Source organism: Arthrobacter sp. KNU-44 (assembly GCF_051843155.1).
Classification (GTDB): domain Bacteria; phylum Actinomycetota; class Actinomycetes; order Actinomycetales; family Micrococcaceae; genus Arthrobacter.
In genome coordinates this window covers 1,348,619-1,364,298 of sequence record NZ_JBPXNG010000002.1, presented here as the reverse complement: position 1 = coordinate 1,364,298, position 15,680 = coordinate 1,348,619, and the positions used below count along the sequence as shown (strand labels likewise).

Here is a 15,680-nt window from a genome sequence, read left to right as displayed (position 1 = left end):
GACGTTGAACGGACAACCGGCCTACGCCGTGATCCTGGATACAGCACGGGAGTTGTTTAGCGAACGCGGCTACCATGCGGTGACCATCCGCATGGTGGCCGCGGCTGCCGGCTATTCGCCGGCGATGGTTATGAAGGTCATGGGCACCAAGGAGGAGCTGTTCTCCCGGGCGGCGCCCGGGCGCTTGTCCGCCTCGGACCTGGAAATGGTTGACGGAGGCAGCCACGGTTTCGAGCTAGCCCGCAGGGTCCTGGACCGGCGGGACCGGGGTATTACCGACCCGTATGCAATGGTTCCGTTGATCATCCAAAACGCCCCGGAACCGGAGGCGGTGCGAAGCGACATACGCAGGCGCTATCTGCGCAACATTGCGGAAATGATCGGGGACACCACGGACGGTCGGCGTCACGCATCCATTGTGCTTTGCCTGCTGCTTGGACTGGCGGCGGGCACCCACACGCTCGGATTGCTTGGCTCTATGGACAGCCGAGAACTAGCACTGGCCTATGGTCGTGCCATTCAGCACGAGATTGACCAATGCACGGGACCCCGCGGCCCCATGCCGGCCGCACAGGCCGGGCCGCAACACTAGGGAGTTCGGGCCGGGCCGCCCGGAACACCTTGGACAACGGATGCCAAGGCGGCGCCCATCGCCTGTCCCAGGACCGCATGCCCTTCGTCACCCGGGTGGATGCCGTCCACCAGTTGGGCCTCGGACACCAGCTCCAGGCCCGGAACCAGCCGGATGTGTGTGTCCTCGCGACGGTTGGCGAACAGGTCCACCGTCTCCTCAATACCATCGCGGAGTTCGGCCAGGGTGGCCCCCACGGCGTTGCGCGTGGATTCGGCCTGCGGCCGGAGAATCGGACTGAGCACAACGATTGGCGTCTCAGGGTGGCCGCTGCGGACCACTGTCAGGAAGATCCGCATGAGTTCCGCTATGTACTCGCGGTCCATGGGGATCTGCGACCAGCAGTTGGTGCCCCAGGCGAGCGAGATCACTTCCGCGGGCACCGTGCTGACAAAGCCTGCCGCAGGCAACTCTCCCCGGGCTGCGCCGGCGAAGCCGAGGTTGACGACGTCCAGGCCCGTGTTGCGGGCTGCGACGGCGGTCCAGGCCAGGCCCGGGTCGCTGGTGGTCCAGCCTTGTGTGATGGAGTCGCCGTAGGCTACCCACCGTGGACGGGAGGGCGCGGGAGTGATTCCACCGCCAATGGCCTCGATGCCGTGCAGGATGGGTGTGTACCCCTCGGGCAGGTGCACTGCCACGGGTTCGTCGTGCTGCCGCGGCGGCAGGTCGAGGCGGATGCGCCGGCGAGCGTCCGGTACGGCTGGGACCTGAGCGTGCAACCGCCCGAACAGCCAGATGGAAAAATACTGCTTCGGCACCGGAGCTGCCAGCGGGTGCATGGTGCGGGTGGTGACGTCGATTTCGACCGCCGTCGCATCCCCGCTGAATTCGAGCCGTACCCCTGCGGGAACCAGGGCGGCCGAGGCCGTGTCGCGGGCGAACCGTTCGGTTGCTTCCAGCGGTACCCGGGAACGGGCATGGTCCGTGGCGGAAAAGGCGAGCCCTCGCGTGAATTGCGTGATGTCCATCGTGCTTTCTCCTTTGAATGATGATGGGAAGTACTACGGAAGGGCGCCGTCAGGCGTGCGGCTGGCCCAGCGTCCGCCGATCGCCCGGGTGACAGTGCGTCCTGACTGCAGCATCTCGGAACAGAGGTCGAGCAGGTCGGAGCCGGGAATGTCGTTGATCCCGTAGAGAGTCATCGCGAACACCACTGTCCCGTCGGGACCGAAGATCGGCGCGGCAAGGTTTGCGACGTCGTAGCGTGTCCCGGGATCAATGTCCCGAAGCGAGTAGCTGTCCGTCTGATCGGCGATGGCCCGCCGTAATTCTGTGTGGATTGCCGCGTCCCTGTCCAGACGGTGTGCCGACTCGTTGATGAGCTCGATCACGGCGTCGCCTGGCTCATTCCGAAGCCCGATGGCCAGACCGCGTTCGCGAACCCGCGAGAGGTCCTCGGCAAGTCCGGGGCCGTGCTGGGCCGCCCCTTCCGGACCGAGCCGCCCAAGCCACTTATGCACGTCGGCGTCGGGGGACCAGGCCAGGAAGACCTGGCCGAACGGAGGGATGAGCGGGATCCGCTGACCGATCCAGGCCTCACGGGACTGGCTGGACGGACGGCCCTCGATGGCGAGTATCAGGATTTCGTCTGCGACGGCGGCACTACCGATGCATTCGCTCCCGAAGCCGGAGAGCCGCGCGAGTTCGGGCCGTGCCGCCTCGATTACGGGGTGTCGCTGGGAAGCGGCGTGTCCGGCCGCGACCACTGCCGGTCCCAGTACGTAGGTCCGGTGCCGACGGTCCCGGGTGATGTACCCCCACTCGGACAGAGCCAACAGAATTGACGACATGGAGGCCGGGCTCACCCGCAGGGCGGCGGAGAGCTCGGACAGTGTAAAGGCCATTTGAGGATGGACGGTCATGTAGTTGATCACGCCCATGGCCCGGGCCGCGGCAGGAGCAGGCTTCATTGTGGGACTCCATCACTGAAAGTGTTGACGCTCATACTTGGAGCAGTTAGATTCATTTATAGCATATCGTTTTCAATTTCGATATATCGAAAAAGACTCTTGCTTATTTCACTCTTGGAAAGGAGCTCCCATGATGGGAAGACGCAACACGGCGTCCCCGCGGGTGGCAATCATCGGTGCCGGATTCTCGGGCATCGCAGCGGGTATCAAGCTCAAGCAGGCGGGCGTTAACGAATTCACCATCTACGAAAAGTCTCCCAACGTCGGAGGCGTGTGGTGGGACAACCGGTACCCGGGTGCTGAGGTTGACACCCCCTCGGTGCTGTATTCGTACTCCTTCAAGCCCTGGCGGTGGAGCCGGACCCATGTCCGGCAGGCAGAACTGCTTGAGTACCTCCAGAGCGTGGCGGAAGAGTACGGTTTGGGTCCGCACGTCCAGACCCGCAGCGAGGTTGAGCGCGCCGTATGGAGTGAGGAGCGGCAGCACTACACGCTGCAGCTCAAGGACGGACGCATCGAACGTTTTGATGCTGTGATCAGCGCGGTGGGCCTGCTCAGCGACCCCCGCTATCCGGACTGGCCCGGACTCGAACACTTCGCCGGCGCCAAGTTCCACACCTCGCGGTGGGACCATGGCGTGGACCTTTCAGGGAAGACGGTCGCCGTCGTCGGTACCGGCTCCACAGCGGCCCAAGTGGTACCCAGCATCGCGCCCGTCGCCGGCCAGGTAAAGCTGTTCCAGCGTGAACCGGGCTGGGTCCTGCCCAAGGCGGCGCGGGAGTTCACCGCCACGGAGCGGGTCGCCATGAATTCGCATGCGGCGCAGCGCATTGTGCGCTCGCTGATGCTCATGCGCCGGGAAAAGCAGCAGTACAGGAACGCTGCCTGGCGTCCTGGAACCCCGGAGAACCAGGCTGCCGAAGCATCCGCCCGCGACTACATCGACACGGTGTTCGCGGACCGGCCGGACCTGCGAGAAATCGTGACGCCCAAATACCCCTTCGGCGGCAAGCGCCCGGTCCTGACGGACGACTTCTACCCCTCCCTCACCCGGGAGAACGTGACAGTGGTACCGCGCGCGGTGTCCCGGGTAACCCCACGCGGGATCGTCGACGCCGGGGGGCAGGAGCATCAGATCGATGTGCTGGTGATGTCCACGGGATTCAAGTCGGAATTTGTGTCCACTGTTGAAGTGGTGGGCTCCGGCGGGCGGAGCCTCAACGATGTCTGGAACGGCGAGCCGCAGGCACTCCTCGGGGTCATGACATCCGGCTTCCCCAACTTCTTCATGATGTACGGCCCGAACACGAACGGCGGCGCCATCGTCACACACCTCGAGGCGCAAGCTGACTATATCGTTGCGGCGATCAAGGTCCTTGCGCGCGGCGCGGCAACTTCGGTGGAAGTGCGGGACTCGGTCTCGCAGTGGTTCAACAGCATCATCCAGCAACGCCTCGCCGGTGCGTCTTTCGAAGGGGCCAACAACTATTACAAGAGCGGTACCGGGCGAATCGTGACCCAGTGGACCGACGGGGCCATTCTCTACAGTGTGCTCACCAAGTTGCTCCGGCGGGCCGCGTGGAAGGTCCGCTACATTGTGCCTGGCAGCGGACCGGCCTCCGACCCCGCGTCCGCGGCACTCGCCCCAGAGCCGGTCGGCATCGCCGGCGATCAGGCTGAGCTCGAGCAACTTTACGTCGAAAGCTAAGAGGAAGCACAAGTGAATCAGGTCATGAACCCCAGCAAACACAGGAAGACTAGCAGTAGCGCTTTCAGGGCGGCACTGCTCGCGGTGGCGGTCGTGGCGGCCGTGCCGGCCTATGTACGAATCAAGCGCGTGGTTGAATCGACCATCACCCTGAACAACGTCGACACCGCGTCAGTGTTCGGCACAAAGCGCAAGGAAGGCTAGGGCGGCGTCCGAGCCGCCCTAGCCTCGGAACATCGTGGACATCGGCTCGACACTGAGGGTCTTCAGATTTCCATCAGGGAAGTCCTCACCGTCGGTTCGATTAACCTTGAAGGGCTCAGGACGCCTGGAAGAATTCGCGCAGGAGTGCCGCCACGGTGCCGGGTTGTTCCGCGGGCGGCAAGTGCCCTGCGTTCTTGACCCCCGTCAGGCTTCCCCGGGCAACGCCTTCCGCGATCCGGGCCAGGGCCGATTCCGGCACCATCCGGTCATATTCGCCCCATACGGCCAGGACGGGGACGTCTACGTCTTCGAGCGCGTTGCCGACGTCGTGATGTCCCAGGGCTTCGAGGTAGCGGGCATAGGTTTCGTCGTCGGCCGTGCGGATGGTCCGCTCGATGCCGTCGATTAGGGGTGCGTTCCGTGTGGCTGCGTCGGGCGCGAACCAGCGCTCCCCGACGCCGCCCGACCGTTCCGCAGTGCCTTCGGCCCGCACCTGGGCAGCCATGGCCGCGAGGCGGTCTGGTTGGCCTTGGCCCGCTGCGCAGCACATGACGGCCACGGCCGGAACTCGCTCGGGGTGACGGCGGGCCAGTTCCAGGCCGATTGCTCCGCTGATCGATACGCCTGCGAAGTAGGACTTCTCCTCGCCCAATTCGTCCAAGATCCCGACGACCGCATCAGCCAGATCCTGCATGGTAAAGGACCGGGGGGCTGCAGGTGCGCCGTTGTGGCCAAAATGCTCCAAGGTCAGCACCCTGAAATCGTCACGGAGTAGCCCGGCGGCCTCATCCCACATTGTCGATGGAGTGCCCAAGGCGGGACCCAGCACCAGTAACCGGGCATCTATGGCACCGGACGGCATGGAGGAGGGAAGGCGCAGTGAAGTCATTCGAATATCTCCTTTGATACGCGGGGCCTGGTGCAGCCGAACGGCGCGGTGAGCCAAAAGCGCTAGTTACAGAACAAAAGTTACTATACCTATAATGATATTGAAGTAAGCTGAGATGATTCTCGACCCGATGGAAGTACTCGGGCAATGCCCAATGGGCTCAACACAAGGGAGTGGATTGTAGATATGCGCAACGACCACATGATCTTTACGGCGTTCGTGTCGGCGTCGACAACCAAGACCTCGCTGGGGGCCTGGACGCACAAGTCCACGGACCCGGGGATCCTGACCGCGGAGTACTACATCTCGCTGGCCAAGATGCTTGAGCGCGGCGGCTTCGACCTGCTCTTCTTCGATGACCGGCTGGCCATGCCTGCCGCCTACCGTGGATCCATCGAACCCGCTGTCCGGCGTGGGTCACGGGCGGTCAAACTCGATATCCTGACGATTCTTGGCGCGATCAGCACGCACACTTCCCGCATCGGCCTGGGCGGAACGTATTCGACCACCTACGGCATGCCTTATCACGTGGCACGCGCCTTCGCGACGCTGGACCACCTGTCCGGTGGGCGCGCGGTCTGGAACGTCGTCACTTCGCTGAACGACGACGAAGCGGCCAATTTCGGCGTCGACTACCTGAACCCGGCCGAGCGCTACGACCGCGCCGAAGAATTCTTGGACATCGTGACTCGGCTTTGGGAATCCTGGGGCAAGGACGCTTTGAAAATCGACAAGGAGACCGGCGTCTTCGCCGATCCGGAGCAGGTGCACGAGATTGAATACGCCGGCAAATTCCTCTCCTCTCGCGGCCCGCTCACCGTGCCCCAGCCTCCGCAGGGCTGGCCCACCCTGCTGCAGGCCGGTCAGTCCGACCGGGGGCGCGACTTTGCCGCCAAGTGGTCCGATCTGGTGTTTACCAGCACGCATGACAGCGCGACAGCCATTGCCCAGTACAAGGACCAGAAGGAGCGCTTGGCCGCCGCAGGCCGATCGGCGGACTCGATGAAGATCATGCCCGCGATCCTGACGATCGTGGGGGAGACCGAAGAGATTGCCCGCGCAAAAGAGGCCTACTTCGACAGTCTGTTTGAGCCCGAAGAGCAACTTGTCTTCCTCTCCGAACAGGCGAACTTCGATTTCTCCAAGCTTCCTCTCGACGAGCCGCTCACTGACGACTTGTTAGAATCCGTTACCGGGACGCGCGGCTCGGTGGAGGGGTACATCCGCGGCGCACGGAAGAAGTTCGGCGAAGACGCGACCCTGCGCCAGCTGGTCGCAGCGAGATCCAAACAGGGCGATGCCCGGTTCGTCGGGACTCCCGAGCAGGTCGCCGACAAACTGGAGGAATGGTTCCTGAACGAGGCTTGTGACGGCTTTGCCATCATGCCGGCGGATGTGCCGGGAACCTGGGAGGACTTCGTGCGGATGGTCATGCCGGAGCTGCGCCGGCGTGGACGCGTGCCGGAAGACATTTCCGACGGCGGCAACTTCCGAAAGCGTCTCGGCCTCGAGGACCGCGTGCAGTCACTGGTCCACTAGCAAGGCCCAGACTCGGCGGCTCCGGCGCAGGCTGACCTGCTCCGGAGCCGCCGCTGTGAGTGCCAAATGCGGCGAATGAGGGGCTGCAACTTTCGATACGGGAGAGCCCCTGCTTCCCTCTGGGAACAGGGAAGCAGGGGCTCATGCCGACTTTGTTACTACGGCCTAGGAACTCACTTCGCGCCGAGTTTGTTGGCCAGTGCGTCTTGCCAGGTGTTCCAGTCAGAGACGACGCTGCTGCCGAGGCCGAGATCAGTGTCGATGTTGGTACTGGACTTCGGCACTTTGAGTTTGTCGAGGGAGAGGTTTCGCCAGGCTTGAGCAACCGAGTTAGTCAGCGCTATTGATGCGTCGGGGTCTTTCAATCCCTTCGGTGCGATGGACTTCATGTCCGGGCGGCCTGCCCAGTATGCCGTGATGGCCTGGTTGAACGGCGTCGGGTCGACGATCCCGCCGCCACCCTTCTTTGCTGCGGCGCCGAGCTGCGCGTACTGGTCGAGCGTGGCTTTCGCGAACTGGGTCAACGGCTGGATCCGGGCGGCGAGCAGCGCCTTCTGTTGCGCCGGGGCGAGCTTGTCCCAGGCGGTGGTGGAGAGCACCCAGTTCGCACCGGAGGTCGGCGCGGTGTTCATCACGGTGATCCACGGCGTGATCGCGGCAAAGTCGCCGGACAGGATCGTCGTCGTCGCGTTGACCGCGCAGTCGAGCACGTGGCGCTGAAGGGCCTCGTACTGGTCGTTCGATGCGGTGAACTGACCGACCATGCCGAGCGACTGCTCCTCGCCCTGGGAAATCGTGTTCGCCACGCGCACTTGGCGGCCGGCGAGGTCCGCCGGGGTGGAGAACGGCTTCGAGCATGTCAGTGCAGCCGGGCCGGAGGTCATCGGGAGAAGCGGCATGAAGCCGTTCTGCTTCATTTCTGCCGCGGCGGCGCTGTCACCTTCGTAGTGCACGAGCTGCTGGCCGATTCCGGCGATGTTCACGTCTGGGTAGCCCCATCCGTTCGTCGCAGTTTGCACAACGATGTCATCCCAGTTGGAGATCGGGAGCTGTTTCGGGAAGTAGCCGTTGCTGACGAACGTGACGTCGGTCAGGCCTGACTTGAGTGCGGTAAGGGCCTCGGTGGCCGGGTGCAGCACGCCGCCTTCGTAGACCTTGAAGGTGACGGTGCCCCCGGTCGCCTTGGTGGCCGCGTCCATCCAATTGTGGAGCAAATCCTCGGCAGTCGAACCTGGGGGGAAGATGCTGGAGACGGTCAGCTTGACCGGCGCAACGGAACTCCAATTGACGGGCCCACCGGAATCCGCCGCCGTGGGCTTCGTATCGGTCGCCGCGTTGCTGAGAGCGCAGCCGCTGAGCAGGGAAATGGCGCCGACGGCGCCGATCATGAGCTGGAACCTTTTGTTGCGAATCACTCAGAACTCCTTGGGGTGAGGTGTCGCCGCGTCGCATCGTCGCGCCGCTTGGAGACAAGTAAAGCGAATCTTTTCTAATGTTGCAATAATTGCAAGTAAGCAATAGCATCGAATTCATTCGCGAGACCTGGTTTTGCTCGGCCCCAGGGACTCGCACCGGTTTCTTGTTGGCATCGACGAAGGAGTTGATGATGGTTGATTCAAGGTCTACCGCGGAGGAGGGTGACATGGTTTCGGACAGACGTTCGATCGAGCGGCTCGCCTGGCTCAAATGGATTGATCGAATCAGCACGGCAACCGCGGCCCTCGCTGGGATCGCCACCCTCGGGATGATGATCAACGTCATCATCGACGTCATTGGCCGGTACGCCTTCAAACAGCCGCTGCCCGGCACGCTCGATCTGGTGACCTTCGCCTGGATGCCGTCCCTGGTCTCACTCGGTCTCGGCTTCGCTCTGTTGCGCGGAGAGATGGTCCGAGTGAGCCTGCTGACCGCTCCCACTTCGCCGCGCACGCAGAGGATCATCGAGATTCTGGGCATGACGCTGATGCTCTTCACCGTCGGATTCCTGCTCTGGTTCGGCGTTGAGAAGGCGATCGACTCTACTGACCTTGAAGAGAGTGCCGTTGGCACCCCTTGGCTTCCGGTCTGGGTGTTCCGGTGGGCCGTCATGGTCGGCCTCGCCGTGCTGCTCCTGCAATCCGCGGCGCAGCTGCTCCGGGCCGCGACAGTCAAGGTGTTTGTCCCCGACGATGCCGACGAACTTGAGGCCGAAGCATTCGATTTCAACGAGCTTGATGATGTGAAGGTGGGGACCCGATGAGTCTGGAGACCGAATCCGAGAGTACGCTGACAAGCGCTGCGCCGAACCTAGACCGGCCCAACCGAGCCGGCCGCCGTTTCGAGATCGCGTTGGTAATCGTGGGGATCGCCGCGGTGCTGCTGATCGTATACCTGGTCAGCTTCCCAACGGCCCCACTGCTCGTAGGCATCTTCGTGATCCTTGTGATGATGGCGCTAATGCTGTTGAAAGTCCCGGTCGGCATTGCCATGGCAGTGACGTCGTTCCTCGGACTACTGCTGCTCGGCGGGGTGAAACCGCTCGCCTCGACGCTTGAAGAGTCCGTGTACAGTGCATTCGCGTCCTGGTCGCTGAGCGTCATCCCGATGTTCGTCCTGATGGGCATCGCATTGGGCAAGAGCGGGTTGATGGACAAGGCATACGATTCTGCTTTGAAGTGGCTGGGGCGGCTTCCCGGTGGCCTGGCGATCGCGACGAACTTTGCGGCTGCCGGCATCCATGCCGCAGGCGGCAGCACGATCGGCATCACCTACGCGATCGGTCGGGTCTCGATCCCGAAGATGATCAAAGCGGGTTACAAACCGAGCCTTGCCATGGCATCGACAGGGATGGCCGGTACACTCGGCCAGATAATCCCACCGAGCGTGCTGATGGTCATCTACGCCGGCGTCGCGGGAACTCCGGTCGGACCGCAGCTTATCGCCGGAATCCTCCCGGGTATCTTGATCGGGCTGCTCTTCGTTGCCGTCATCCTGGTCTGGGCGACGGTATCGCCGAAGTCCGCGCCCCGCGGCCCTAAATTCTCGTGGCGGGAACGCTTCGCTTCGCTGACAACTCTGATCCCTGTGGTCGTCATCATCGTGGTGGTGATCGGTGGCATCTTCTTGGGTGTCTTCACGGCAACCGAGGCGGGGGCGTACGGCGCGGCGATCACGATCGTGGTCGGGCTGTTCGCGATCATCTTTCAGCACCGGTCACAGAAGAAGCGGACGACGGCGACGGTGTCGACCGGGCGACTGATCGGCAACTATTTCACGTCGATGATGCTGGAAGCTGTGTCGGTGGTTTCCGGGATTTTCGTTCTGCTCATCGGTGTTAACTTGCTCACCCGCGTGATGGCGCTGAGCGGCGTGGCGAACGTGGTCGCAGACTGGGTGGTCGGTCTCAACCTCCCGCAGATCGAATTCCTGCTGCTCCTGATCCCGATCTACCTGATCCTCGGTATCTTCCTCGAAACCCTGCCCCTGATCTTGCTGACTGTCCCAATCTTCCTCGCACCGTTGGCGGCGCTCCACGTCGACCTGATTTGGTTCGGTGTGTTCCTCATCGTGCAGGCCGAGATCAACCTCGTCCTTCCACCATTCGGGGTGCTGAACTTCATCGTCCTCGCGCTGAGCAGGAAGGCGATGAAGGGGTCCGGCGTCAAGCTTTCGCTTGCCGACGTGTTCAAAGGAGTGGCGCCGTTCATCGGCGCCGCCGTCCTGGCCCTGGTCATTCTGATCGCCTGGCCGGAGTTGGCGCTATGGTTGCCCCAGCATGCAGGGAAGAAGTAGTGATCGCAGGGGATTGCGAAAGACATGACGTCCGCTTGGACACTCGACTCAGTGAGGAGCAGGAATGACCAGCACAGCCACGGCGCTCGTTCAGACCGGACCAAGAGAGCAACACTTCGAAGAGATCCCCTTCCCGACGCTGCCGCCGGGTGCTGCCCTGCTGCGAGTCGAGGCGAACGGCATCTGTGGCAGCGATGTCGAATCCTTCCTGGGTGAAGACAGAAATGTTCCCGCGGATCGGAAGTACCCGCGAATCAACGGTCATGAGATCGTGGGTGTCATCGAGGACATGGGTCCGAAGGCTAAGCATCGAGAGGGCCTGAACATCGGTGACCGCGTCGCCGTGAACCCCGTCATTTCGTGCGGCAAGTGCGGACCCTGTACGGATGGCCGCATGCACATGTGTGCCGCCGGTCGGTTCCCCGTTCCCGTGTACGGTTTCATCCCGACGACGGAGTCACCGGGGTTGTGGGGCGGATACAGCACGCATGTCTATCTCGATCCGGAAGCGATCGTCTATCCGTTTCCTGCGAACTTCGACCCGTTGAACGCGACGCTCTGGAATCCGCTTGGTGGAGCAATCCAGTGGTCGGTGATGACCCCCGGCCACAAGGTGGGCCAGTCGGTGGTGGTCCTCGGCAGCGGCCAGCGCGGTCTGGCGATCGTGGCCGCGCAGCGCGCCGTGGGGTCCGGTCTGATTATTGCCACGGGCCTCAGTCGAGACCGGCACAAGCTCGACCTTGCGCTCGAGTTCGGTGCAAACGCGGTTGTGGACGTCGAGCAAGAGGATCCGGTTGAAGCAGTCCTATCCCTCACTGGTGGTCAGGGTGTCGATCTAGTCATTGACACCGTTCCGAAGATCACTTCCACTACACTGCAGGGCGTGCAGATGCTCAAGGCCGGTGGCACTCTTGTCAACATCGGCGTCAAGGAAGCCACCGTTGATGGCTTCCCGATTGGTCGTATCACCTCTAAGAACATCCGTGTGATCGGCGCCGCCAACTCCAGCATTGCCGCGTATCGCACCGCCGCCGACATGCTGATCACCGGGCAGGTCAATCTTGAGAAGATGCGCACGCATGTATTCGGATTCGACCGGTTCGAAGAAGCACTCGACACTCTCGAAGGGAAGATCCCTGGGACCAAGAGTGTGAATGTCGTAGTAACCCCAACATTCACGCACTGACGGCTTGGTTATTTGGAGCGAAAGGGCGGCGATGCCCGTTGCATCGCCGCCCTTTCGCTTTTGCGCCCACTGTCGGCCTTATTGCGCCCTTGCCACATCGTCAGGGAAGCCCCCAGAGGAAATTACCCGGATCGGTTCGCCGTCGAGGTAGCCCAGGATTCCCTCCACTGTTCCCGCGTACCATTCCCGGTAGACGTCGTCCGTGAACCCGCCCACATGCGGACTCAGAATAACGTTATCCAGACCCAAGAACGGGTGGTCCCGGGACAAGGGTTCCTCCTCGAAGACGTCTAGGGCCGCTCCGCCAATGGACTTGGTCCGAAGGGCTGCGACGAGCGCGCGTTCGTCGACTAGGGGCCCCCGCGACGTATTGACCAAGACAGCGCCCGGCCTCATGAGGCTGAGCTCCTCTTCGCCGATGAGCCCCCGAGTCTGTTCAGTAAGGACCATGTGGACCGATATGACGTCGCTGCTGCACAGGAGCTCCTCGAGTTCCACCCGGACGGCGCCCTGCTTGAGTGCGGCGCCTACCTCAAGGCGCGGGCTCCAGGCGAGTACCTTCATTCCGAAGACGTGGGCATATTTGGCCACGTGGGATCCGACGCCGCCCAGCCCGATGAGGCCCAAAGTCTTTCCGTGCAGGGCCGTCCCTAGCGATGTCTGCCACTTCCCGCCCCGCACGGCGCGGTCCTCTTGGGGAATCCGCCGGGCTGCAGCCAGAATGAGGGCCCAGGTAAGCTCTGCAGTGGCTAACCGCGCCTCGCCGTTCGCAGTACCCAAGACGAGCACCCCTGCATCTTCGGCCGCTTGCAAATCGATCGCTCGGTTCGCCCTGCCGGTGGTGATCACGCATTTCAGGTGCGGGAGCCGCTCAAACAGGCTGCGTGTCAAGGGCAATCTCTCGCGCATGACGCAGAGGACTTCGAAGGGCCGAAGGGTGTTGGCTGCGTCATCCTCGTCGCGAAATGGCTCATGCAAGAACTCGACCCGCGCCCTCTCGCCGATACGGTCCCAGTCAGCCATGGAAGGGGCAATACGGAGGTAGTCGTTGATGACCGCCACGCGAGGCCGCCCGGTCATGCGGAGGGTTCCAATCCCGGAAGGACCACCGATTTGTTGGCTTTGCCGTTGGCCATGCTTTCGATGGCTTCACGCGTCTGGCTGAGCGGGAATCGGTGGGTGACAAGCTGTCCGATGGGGAAGCGCTCGCGGTGCTTGGTTACGAACTTGAGGGCCTGATACCCGGCGTTGGGGCGTGAACCGAGGTTGCCGAAGATGCGGATGTTCCGGTTATTGATCAGGACCGGATTCACGGGGACGGTCTTGGTCCCTGAGTAGAGCCCCGAAAGCAGGTAGCGCCCGTTTCGCGCTAGGAGATCCAGTCCTTCTTCGAAGGCGGATACGTGTCCGGCGGCTTCGATGACCATATCGGCCCCCCGGCCATTAGTTAGCTCGAGGATCGCCTCCCGCCGATCCTCCGGCGTCGTGGTGGTGATATCGATCGTTGAGGAAGCCCCGAATTGCCGCCCGATCTCCAGCCGGGCCGCCGGCGCGCCGATCAGGATGACTTGGCGTGCTGCACTCAGCCCGGCGAGCATCGTGGCGGCCAGTCCGACAGGGCCGCTGCCCTGGATCACGACGGTCTGTCCGGTTTCGATGGCGCCGACCCGTTCCATTCCGGAGATTGCGGTGGGCAGGGCACAGCCTAGCGCGACCACTTCCTCGTCCAGGACGCTCTCAGCGACGCGGAACACGGGCACTTGGGCGGACAACGTCGCGAACTCCCGATAGCCCGCGGCGTTGGGGACGTCGGAGGAGACCGGCCAGAGCTTGTTTTCGCACGGCTCGCGCAGCACACGGCAGGAATAGCAGCGAAGGCACGGGGTGGACCCTGGGAACCATGCGACCCTGTCGCCCACGCGCAGCGGTGCACCTGCCCAATCCGTCAGGGTCGTTTCCGAAAGCTCCTCAACGATGCCCACTGCTTCATGGCCAAAGGAGACGGGGCCGGTGGAATCCTGGACATCGCCTACTAGGCGGTGCGCATCACTGCCGCAGACCCCGGCCACCGTGATCCGGGCAACCAGGCCTCCCTCCGGGGGTGCAGGCACCTCGGACTCAAGGTAGGTCAGCTTCTTCGAACGGATATCAAAAGACGCATGCAAACCAGTGCGCATGAGCTCCTCACTTCCCTTTTGTATTGCCGGATTGGGTCGATGGCTGCCGAAAACGGCCGCGTCTGCGTTGTTACGCAGTGAAGATCGTTGTTTAATGTTAACTAACATTAATATGATATTCGATGCGTCCTGCGAGACTCAGTACTTGTTTCCGCGCACCGAGCGTCTTCCGTGCGGAGATCATCCGGGGCCCAGTGGAAGCTGTCTCTCAGTGGCGTTTCGGTCCCGGCGGCGGAAGGCGGGGCGCGGTCGGCCGAATTATTCCTAACGCGCCTCCACCGGCGGCCACCGCCGGAAGACTTTGCGTTCGGAGATCAGCCAGGCACCCTCCTGCTGCCGCAGCACATCTTCGTAGACTCCGGTTCGGGCCAGTCCCTCGAACGGACCCACGATGTATTTGCTCGACACCCGCACGGCGCAATCGCGTTCATGCACGTAGACGTTCGTCGTGTGGTGGGCCGGCGGATGGACGGTCGAGCCTACGCTGAAAAATTCCCGGATGGCGGGCAGCCCGCGGTATACAGCTCCGCCCACCGCCGAAGCGTCGAAAACTGCATCATTTGTGAAGATCTCGCCCAGCGCGTCGAGATCCTGATTGTCCACGACGTGTCCGTACCGATTGGCCAATTGGGTTGCTGCGGCCAAGATTTCAGGGTTCATCCGGCGGTTCCTGTTCTACTTTGGGGCTGGTGTCATCCGTCAAAGGAGGAGCCGATCACTTCGAGGAGGCGGCGGACCACGGCTTCGGCGGCGGCCGACAATTTACGTTCGCTCGAAGAGACCAGCGTGTAGATCGAGTGCCGGTCCTGGGCGACTTCAAGGGGCAGCCGGACGAGGCCGAGGTTGGGGCGCTGCCGGCTCAGGACGGAGCTGGCCACCAGGATGACATCGCTGCTGCGGACGAGCCCCGCTAAGAGTTCATAATCATCCATTTCGATGGTCGGCGTCCGGATGCCCAAAGCATCAAGATCCGTGCCCTTCAAAGTGTCCCGGACAAAGGTTCCGGCAGCCACGGGATACTGGGACAGGGTGTCTGCTGACAACGGGACCGCTAGTAGCGGATGATCCTCGCGGACTAGGAGGGCAAGCTGCGACAAGTTTCCGATGCGCTTCGTGCGCACCCCGCTTGCAACGGTGAAGTTGTCCGAATCCCTAGGGACTCCGCCGATATAAAAATCGATTTCTCCGCTTCTGAGTAAATCGCGCAGCATGCTGTTGGACCCGACTTGAATCCTGACCCGAATTCCGTCTCCGGTGGAAGCGAACATCGGTAGGACTTCGGGTAGGAAGCATGACGCGGAAACCGGTCCCAAACCGAAGCTCACCAAAGCCCCCCGGCCGGCTGCTGCGCTACGCAGCTCATCGTCCACGGCTTCGGCGTGGTGAAGCAGGCGCTCGGCTTGGGCGACAAACTGGACGCCTTCGGGGGTGAGCCTTGTGCCGGTTTTGCCCCGGTCAAACAAGGTGACGTCGTATTCGCGCTCCAAGGACTGAATGCTGCGGGTCAGGGCCGGTTGGGACAGCGGTATCGCGATGGCTGCCGCGCTGTAGCTGCCCTCCCTGGCAATGGCTACGGCATGGCGCAGTCTGTTGAGATCGGGCATGAGTGGGGTGGTCCTTGGTCGGAATCTTGGTTTTGCTCAGGTGGTTGGCGGCTCTCGGTGT

The 15,680-nt window shown here is 62.7% G+C and carries 15 protein-coding genes; 7 read left to right on the top strand and 8 right to left on the bottom strand.

Features of this window, described 5'->3' with window-relative positions:
* The first annotated feature begins 4 nt into the window (after nt 1–4).
* Nucleotides 5–592, top strand: a complete 588-nt coding sequence (locus ACSVHC_RS07120; protein WP_439180705.1) for a TetR/AcrR family transcriptional regulator — start codon at nt 5–7, stop codon at nt 590–592.
* On the opposite strand, the gene ACSVHC_RS07115 is transcribed toward ACSVHC_RS07120, so the two are convergent.
* The gene (locus ACSVHC_RS07115; protein WP_439180704.1) at nt 589–1,599 is read right to left on the bottom strand and encodes an SGNH/GDSL hydrolase family protein; all 1,011 of its coding nucleotides are present in this window, start codon (nt 1,597–1,599) and stop codon (nt 589–591) included. The genes ACSVHC_RS07120 and ACSVHC_RS07115 overlap by 4 nt on opposite strands.
* Before the next feature lie 33 nt (nt 1,600–1,632).
* Nucleotides 1,633–2,541 (bottom strand): IclR family transcriptional regulator, encoded by a 909-nt coding sequence (locus ACSVHC_RS07110; protein WP_439180703.1) that lies wholly within the window; start codon nt 2,539–2,541, stop codon nt 1,633–1,635.
* Nucleotides 2,542–2,671: 130 nt separating this feature from the next.
* On the opposite strand from ACSVHC_RS07110, the gene ACSVHC_RS07105 reads away from it, so the two are divergent.
* A complete protein-coding gene (locus ACSVHC_RS07105; RefSeq protein ID WP_439180702.1) occupies nt 2,672–4,249 on the top strand; it encodes a flavin-containing monooxygenase in 1,578 nt (525 codons plus the stop codon).
* Nucleotides 4,250–4,261: 12 nt separating this feature from the next.
* Nucleotides 4,262–4,453 (top strand): hypothetical protein, encoded by a 192-nt coding sequence (locus tag ACSVHC_RS07100; protein WP_439180701.1) that lies wholly within the window; start codon nt 4,262–4,264, stop codon nt 4,451–4,453.
* Nucleotides 4,454–4,568: 115 nt separating this feature from the next.
* Here ACSVHC_RS07100 and ACSVHC_RS07095 read toward each other — a convergent pair whose 3' ends face one another.
* Nucleotides 4,569–5,342, bottom strand: coding sequence for an alpha/beta fold hydrolase (locus ACSVHC_RS07095; protein ID WP_439180700.1), 774 nt, complete (start codon nt 5,340–5,342; stop codon nt 4,569–4,571).
* A gap of 186 nt (nt 5,343–5,528) precedes the next feature.
* Between ACSVHC_RS07095 and ACSVHC_RS07090 the strand changes: the two genes are divergently transcribed.
* A complete protein-coding gene (locus ACSVHC_RS07090) occupies nt 5,529–6,881 on the top strand; it encodes an LLM class flavin-dependent oxidoreductase (RefSeq protein ID WP_439180698.1) in 1,353 nt (450 codons plus the stop codon).
* A 173-nt stretch (nt 6,882–7,054) separates the two neighbouring features.
* Here ACSVHC_RS07090 and dctP read toward each other — a convergent pair whose 3' ends face one another.
* Nucleotides 7,055–8,296, bottom strand: a complete 1,242-nt coding sequence (dctP, locus tag ACSVHC_RS07085; protein WP_439180697.1) for a TRAP transporter substrate-binding protein DctP — start codon at nt 8,294–8,296, stop codon at nt 7,055–7,057.
* A gap of 227 nt (nt 8,297–8,523) precedes the next feature.
* Here dctP and ACSVHC_RS07080 point away from each other — a divergent pair, with 227 nt between their 5' ends.
* The 3 genes from ACSVHC_RS07080 (at nt 8,524) to ACSVHC_RS07070 (ending at nt 11,838) form a co-directional block, all read left to right on the top strand.
* A complete protein-coding gene (locus ACSVHC_RS07080; protein ID WP_439180696.1) occupies nt 8,524–9,120 on the top strand; it encodes a TRAP transporter small permease subunit in 597 nt (198 codons plus the stop codon).
* On the top strand, nt 9,117–10,652 hold the full coding sequence (locus ACSVHC_RS07075; protein ID WP_439180695.1) for a TRAP transporter large permease: 1,536 nt from the start codon (nt 9,117–9,119) through the stop codon (nt 10,650–10,652). Before ACSVHC_RS07080 ends, ACSVHC_RS07075 begins: the two co-directional genes overlap by 4 nt.
* 64 nt (nt 10,653–10,716) lie before the next feature.
* Nucleotides 10,717–11,838: a zinc-dependent alcohol dehydrogenase gene (locus ACSVHC_RS07070; RefSeq protein ID WP_439180694.1), complete on the top strand. Its 1,122-nt coding sequence runs from the start codon at nt 10,717–10,719 to the stop codon at nt 11,836–11,838.
* 78 nt (nt 11,839–11,916) lie between these two features.
* Here the strand turns inward: ACSVHC_RS07070 and ACSVHC_RS07065 are convergent, their stop codons facing one another.
* From ACSVHC_RS07065 to ACSVHC_RS07050, 4 genes are all read right to left on the bottom strand, one after another.
* The gene (locus ACSVHC_RS07065; RefSeq protein ID WP_439180693.1) at nt 11,917–12,918 is read right to left on the bottom strand and encodes a D-2-hydroxyacid dehydrogenase family protein; all 1,002 of its coding nucleotides are present in this window, start codon (nt 12,916–12,918) and stop codon (nt 11,917–11,919) included.
* Nucleotides 12,915–14,015, bottom strand: coding sequence for a zinc-binding dehydrogenase (locus ACSVHC_RS07060; protein ID WP_439180692.1), 1,101 nt, complete (start codon nt 14,013–14,015; stop codon nt 12,915–12,917). Before ACSVHC_RS07060 ends, ACSVHC_RS07065 begins: the two co-directional genes overlap by 4 nt.
* Before the next feature lie 264 nt (nt 14,016–14,279).
* Nucleotides 14,280–14,675, bottom strand: coding sequence for a nuclear transport factor 2 family protein (locus ACSVHC_RS07055; RefSeq protein ID WP_439180691.1), 396 nt, complete (start codon nt 14,673–14,675; stop codon nt 14,280–14,282).
* 32 nt (nt 14,676–14,707) lie between these two features.
* Nucleotides 14,708–15,619 (bottom strand): LysR family transcriptional regulator, encoded by a 912-nt coding sequence (locus ACSVHC_RS07050; RefSeq protein ID WP_439180690.1) that lies wholly within the window; start codon nt 15,617–15,619, stop codon nt 14,708–14,710.
* Between the last annotated feature and the right edge of the window lie 61 nt (nt 15,620–15,680).

What these genes read in the sequence shown, in the direction of transcription:
- ACSVHC_RS07105 (WP_439180702.1), top strand. Translation starts at nt 2,672, where the DNA reads ATGATGGGAAGACGCAACACGGCGTCCCCGCGGGTGGCAATCATCGGT.
- ACSVHC_RS07115 (WP_439180704.1), bottom strand. Translation starts at nt 1,599, where the DNA reads ATGGACATCACGCAATTCACGCGAGGGCTCGCCTTTTCCGCCACGGAC.
- ACSVHC_RS07060 (WP_439180692.1), bottom strand. Translation starts at nt 14,015, where the DNA reads ATGCGCACTGGTTTGCATGCGTCTTTTGATATCCGTTCGAAGAAGCTG.
- ACSVHC_RS07090 (WP_439180698.1), top strand. Translation starts at nt 5,529, where the DNA reads ATGCGCAACGACCACATGATCTTTACGGCGTTCGTGTCGGCGTCGACA.
- ACSVHC_RS07055 (WP_439180691.1), bottom strand. Translation starts at nt 14,675, where the DNA reads ATGAACCCTGAAATCTTGGCCGCAGCAACCCAATTGGCCAATCGGTAC.
- ACSVHC_RS07110 (WP_439180703.1), bottom strand. Translation starts at nt 2,541, where the DNA reads ATGAAGCCTGCTCCTGCCGCGGCCCGGGCCATGGGCGTGATCAACTAC.
- ACSVHC_RS07065 (WP_439180693.1), bottom strand. Translation starts at nt 12,918, where the DNA reads ATGACCGGGCGGCCTCGCGTGGCGGTCATCAACGACTACCTCCGTATT.
- ACSVHC_RS07070 (WP_439180694.1), top strand. Translation starts at nt 10,717, where the DNA reads ATGACCAGCACAGCCACGGCGCTCGTTCAGACCGGACCAAGAGAGCAA.
- ACSVHC_RS07050 (WP_439180690.1), bottom strand. Translation starts at nt 15,619, where the DNA reads ATGCCCGATCTCAACAGACTGCGCCATGCCGTAGCCATTGCCAGGGAG.
- ACSVHC_RS07075 (WP_439180695.1), top strand. Translation starts at nt 9,117, where the DNA reads ATGAGTCTGGAGACCGAATCCGAGAGTACGCTGACAAGCGCTGCGCCG.
- ACSVHC_RS07080 (WP_439180696.1), top strand. Translation starts at nt 8,524, where the DNA reads ATGGTTTCGGACAGACGTTCGATCGAGCGGCTCGCCTGGCTCAAATGG.
- ACSVHC_RS07095 (WP_439180700.1), bottom strand. Translation starts at nt 5,342, where the DNA reads ATGACTTCACTGCGCCTTCCCTCCTCCATGCCGTCCGGTGCCATAGAT.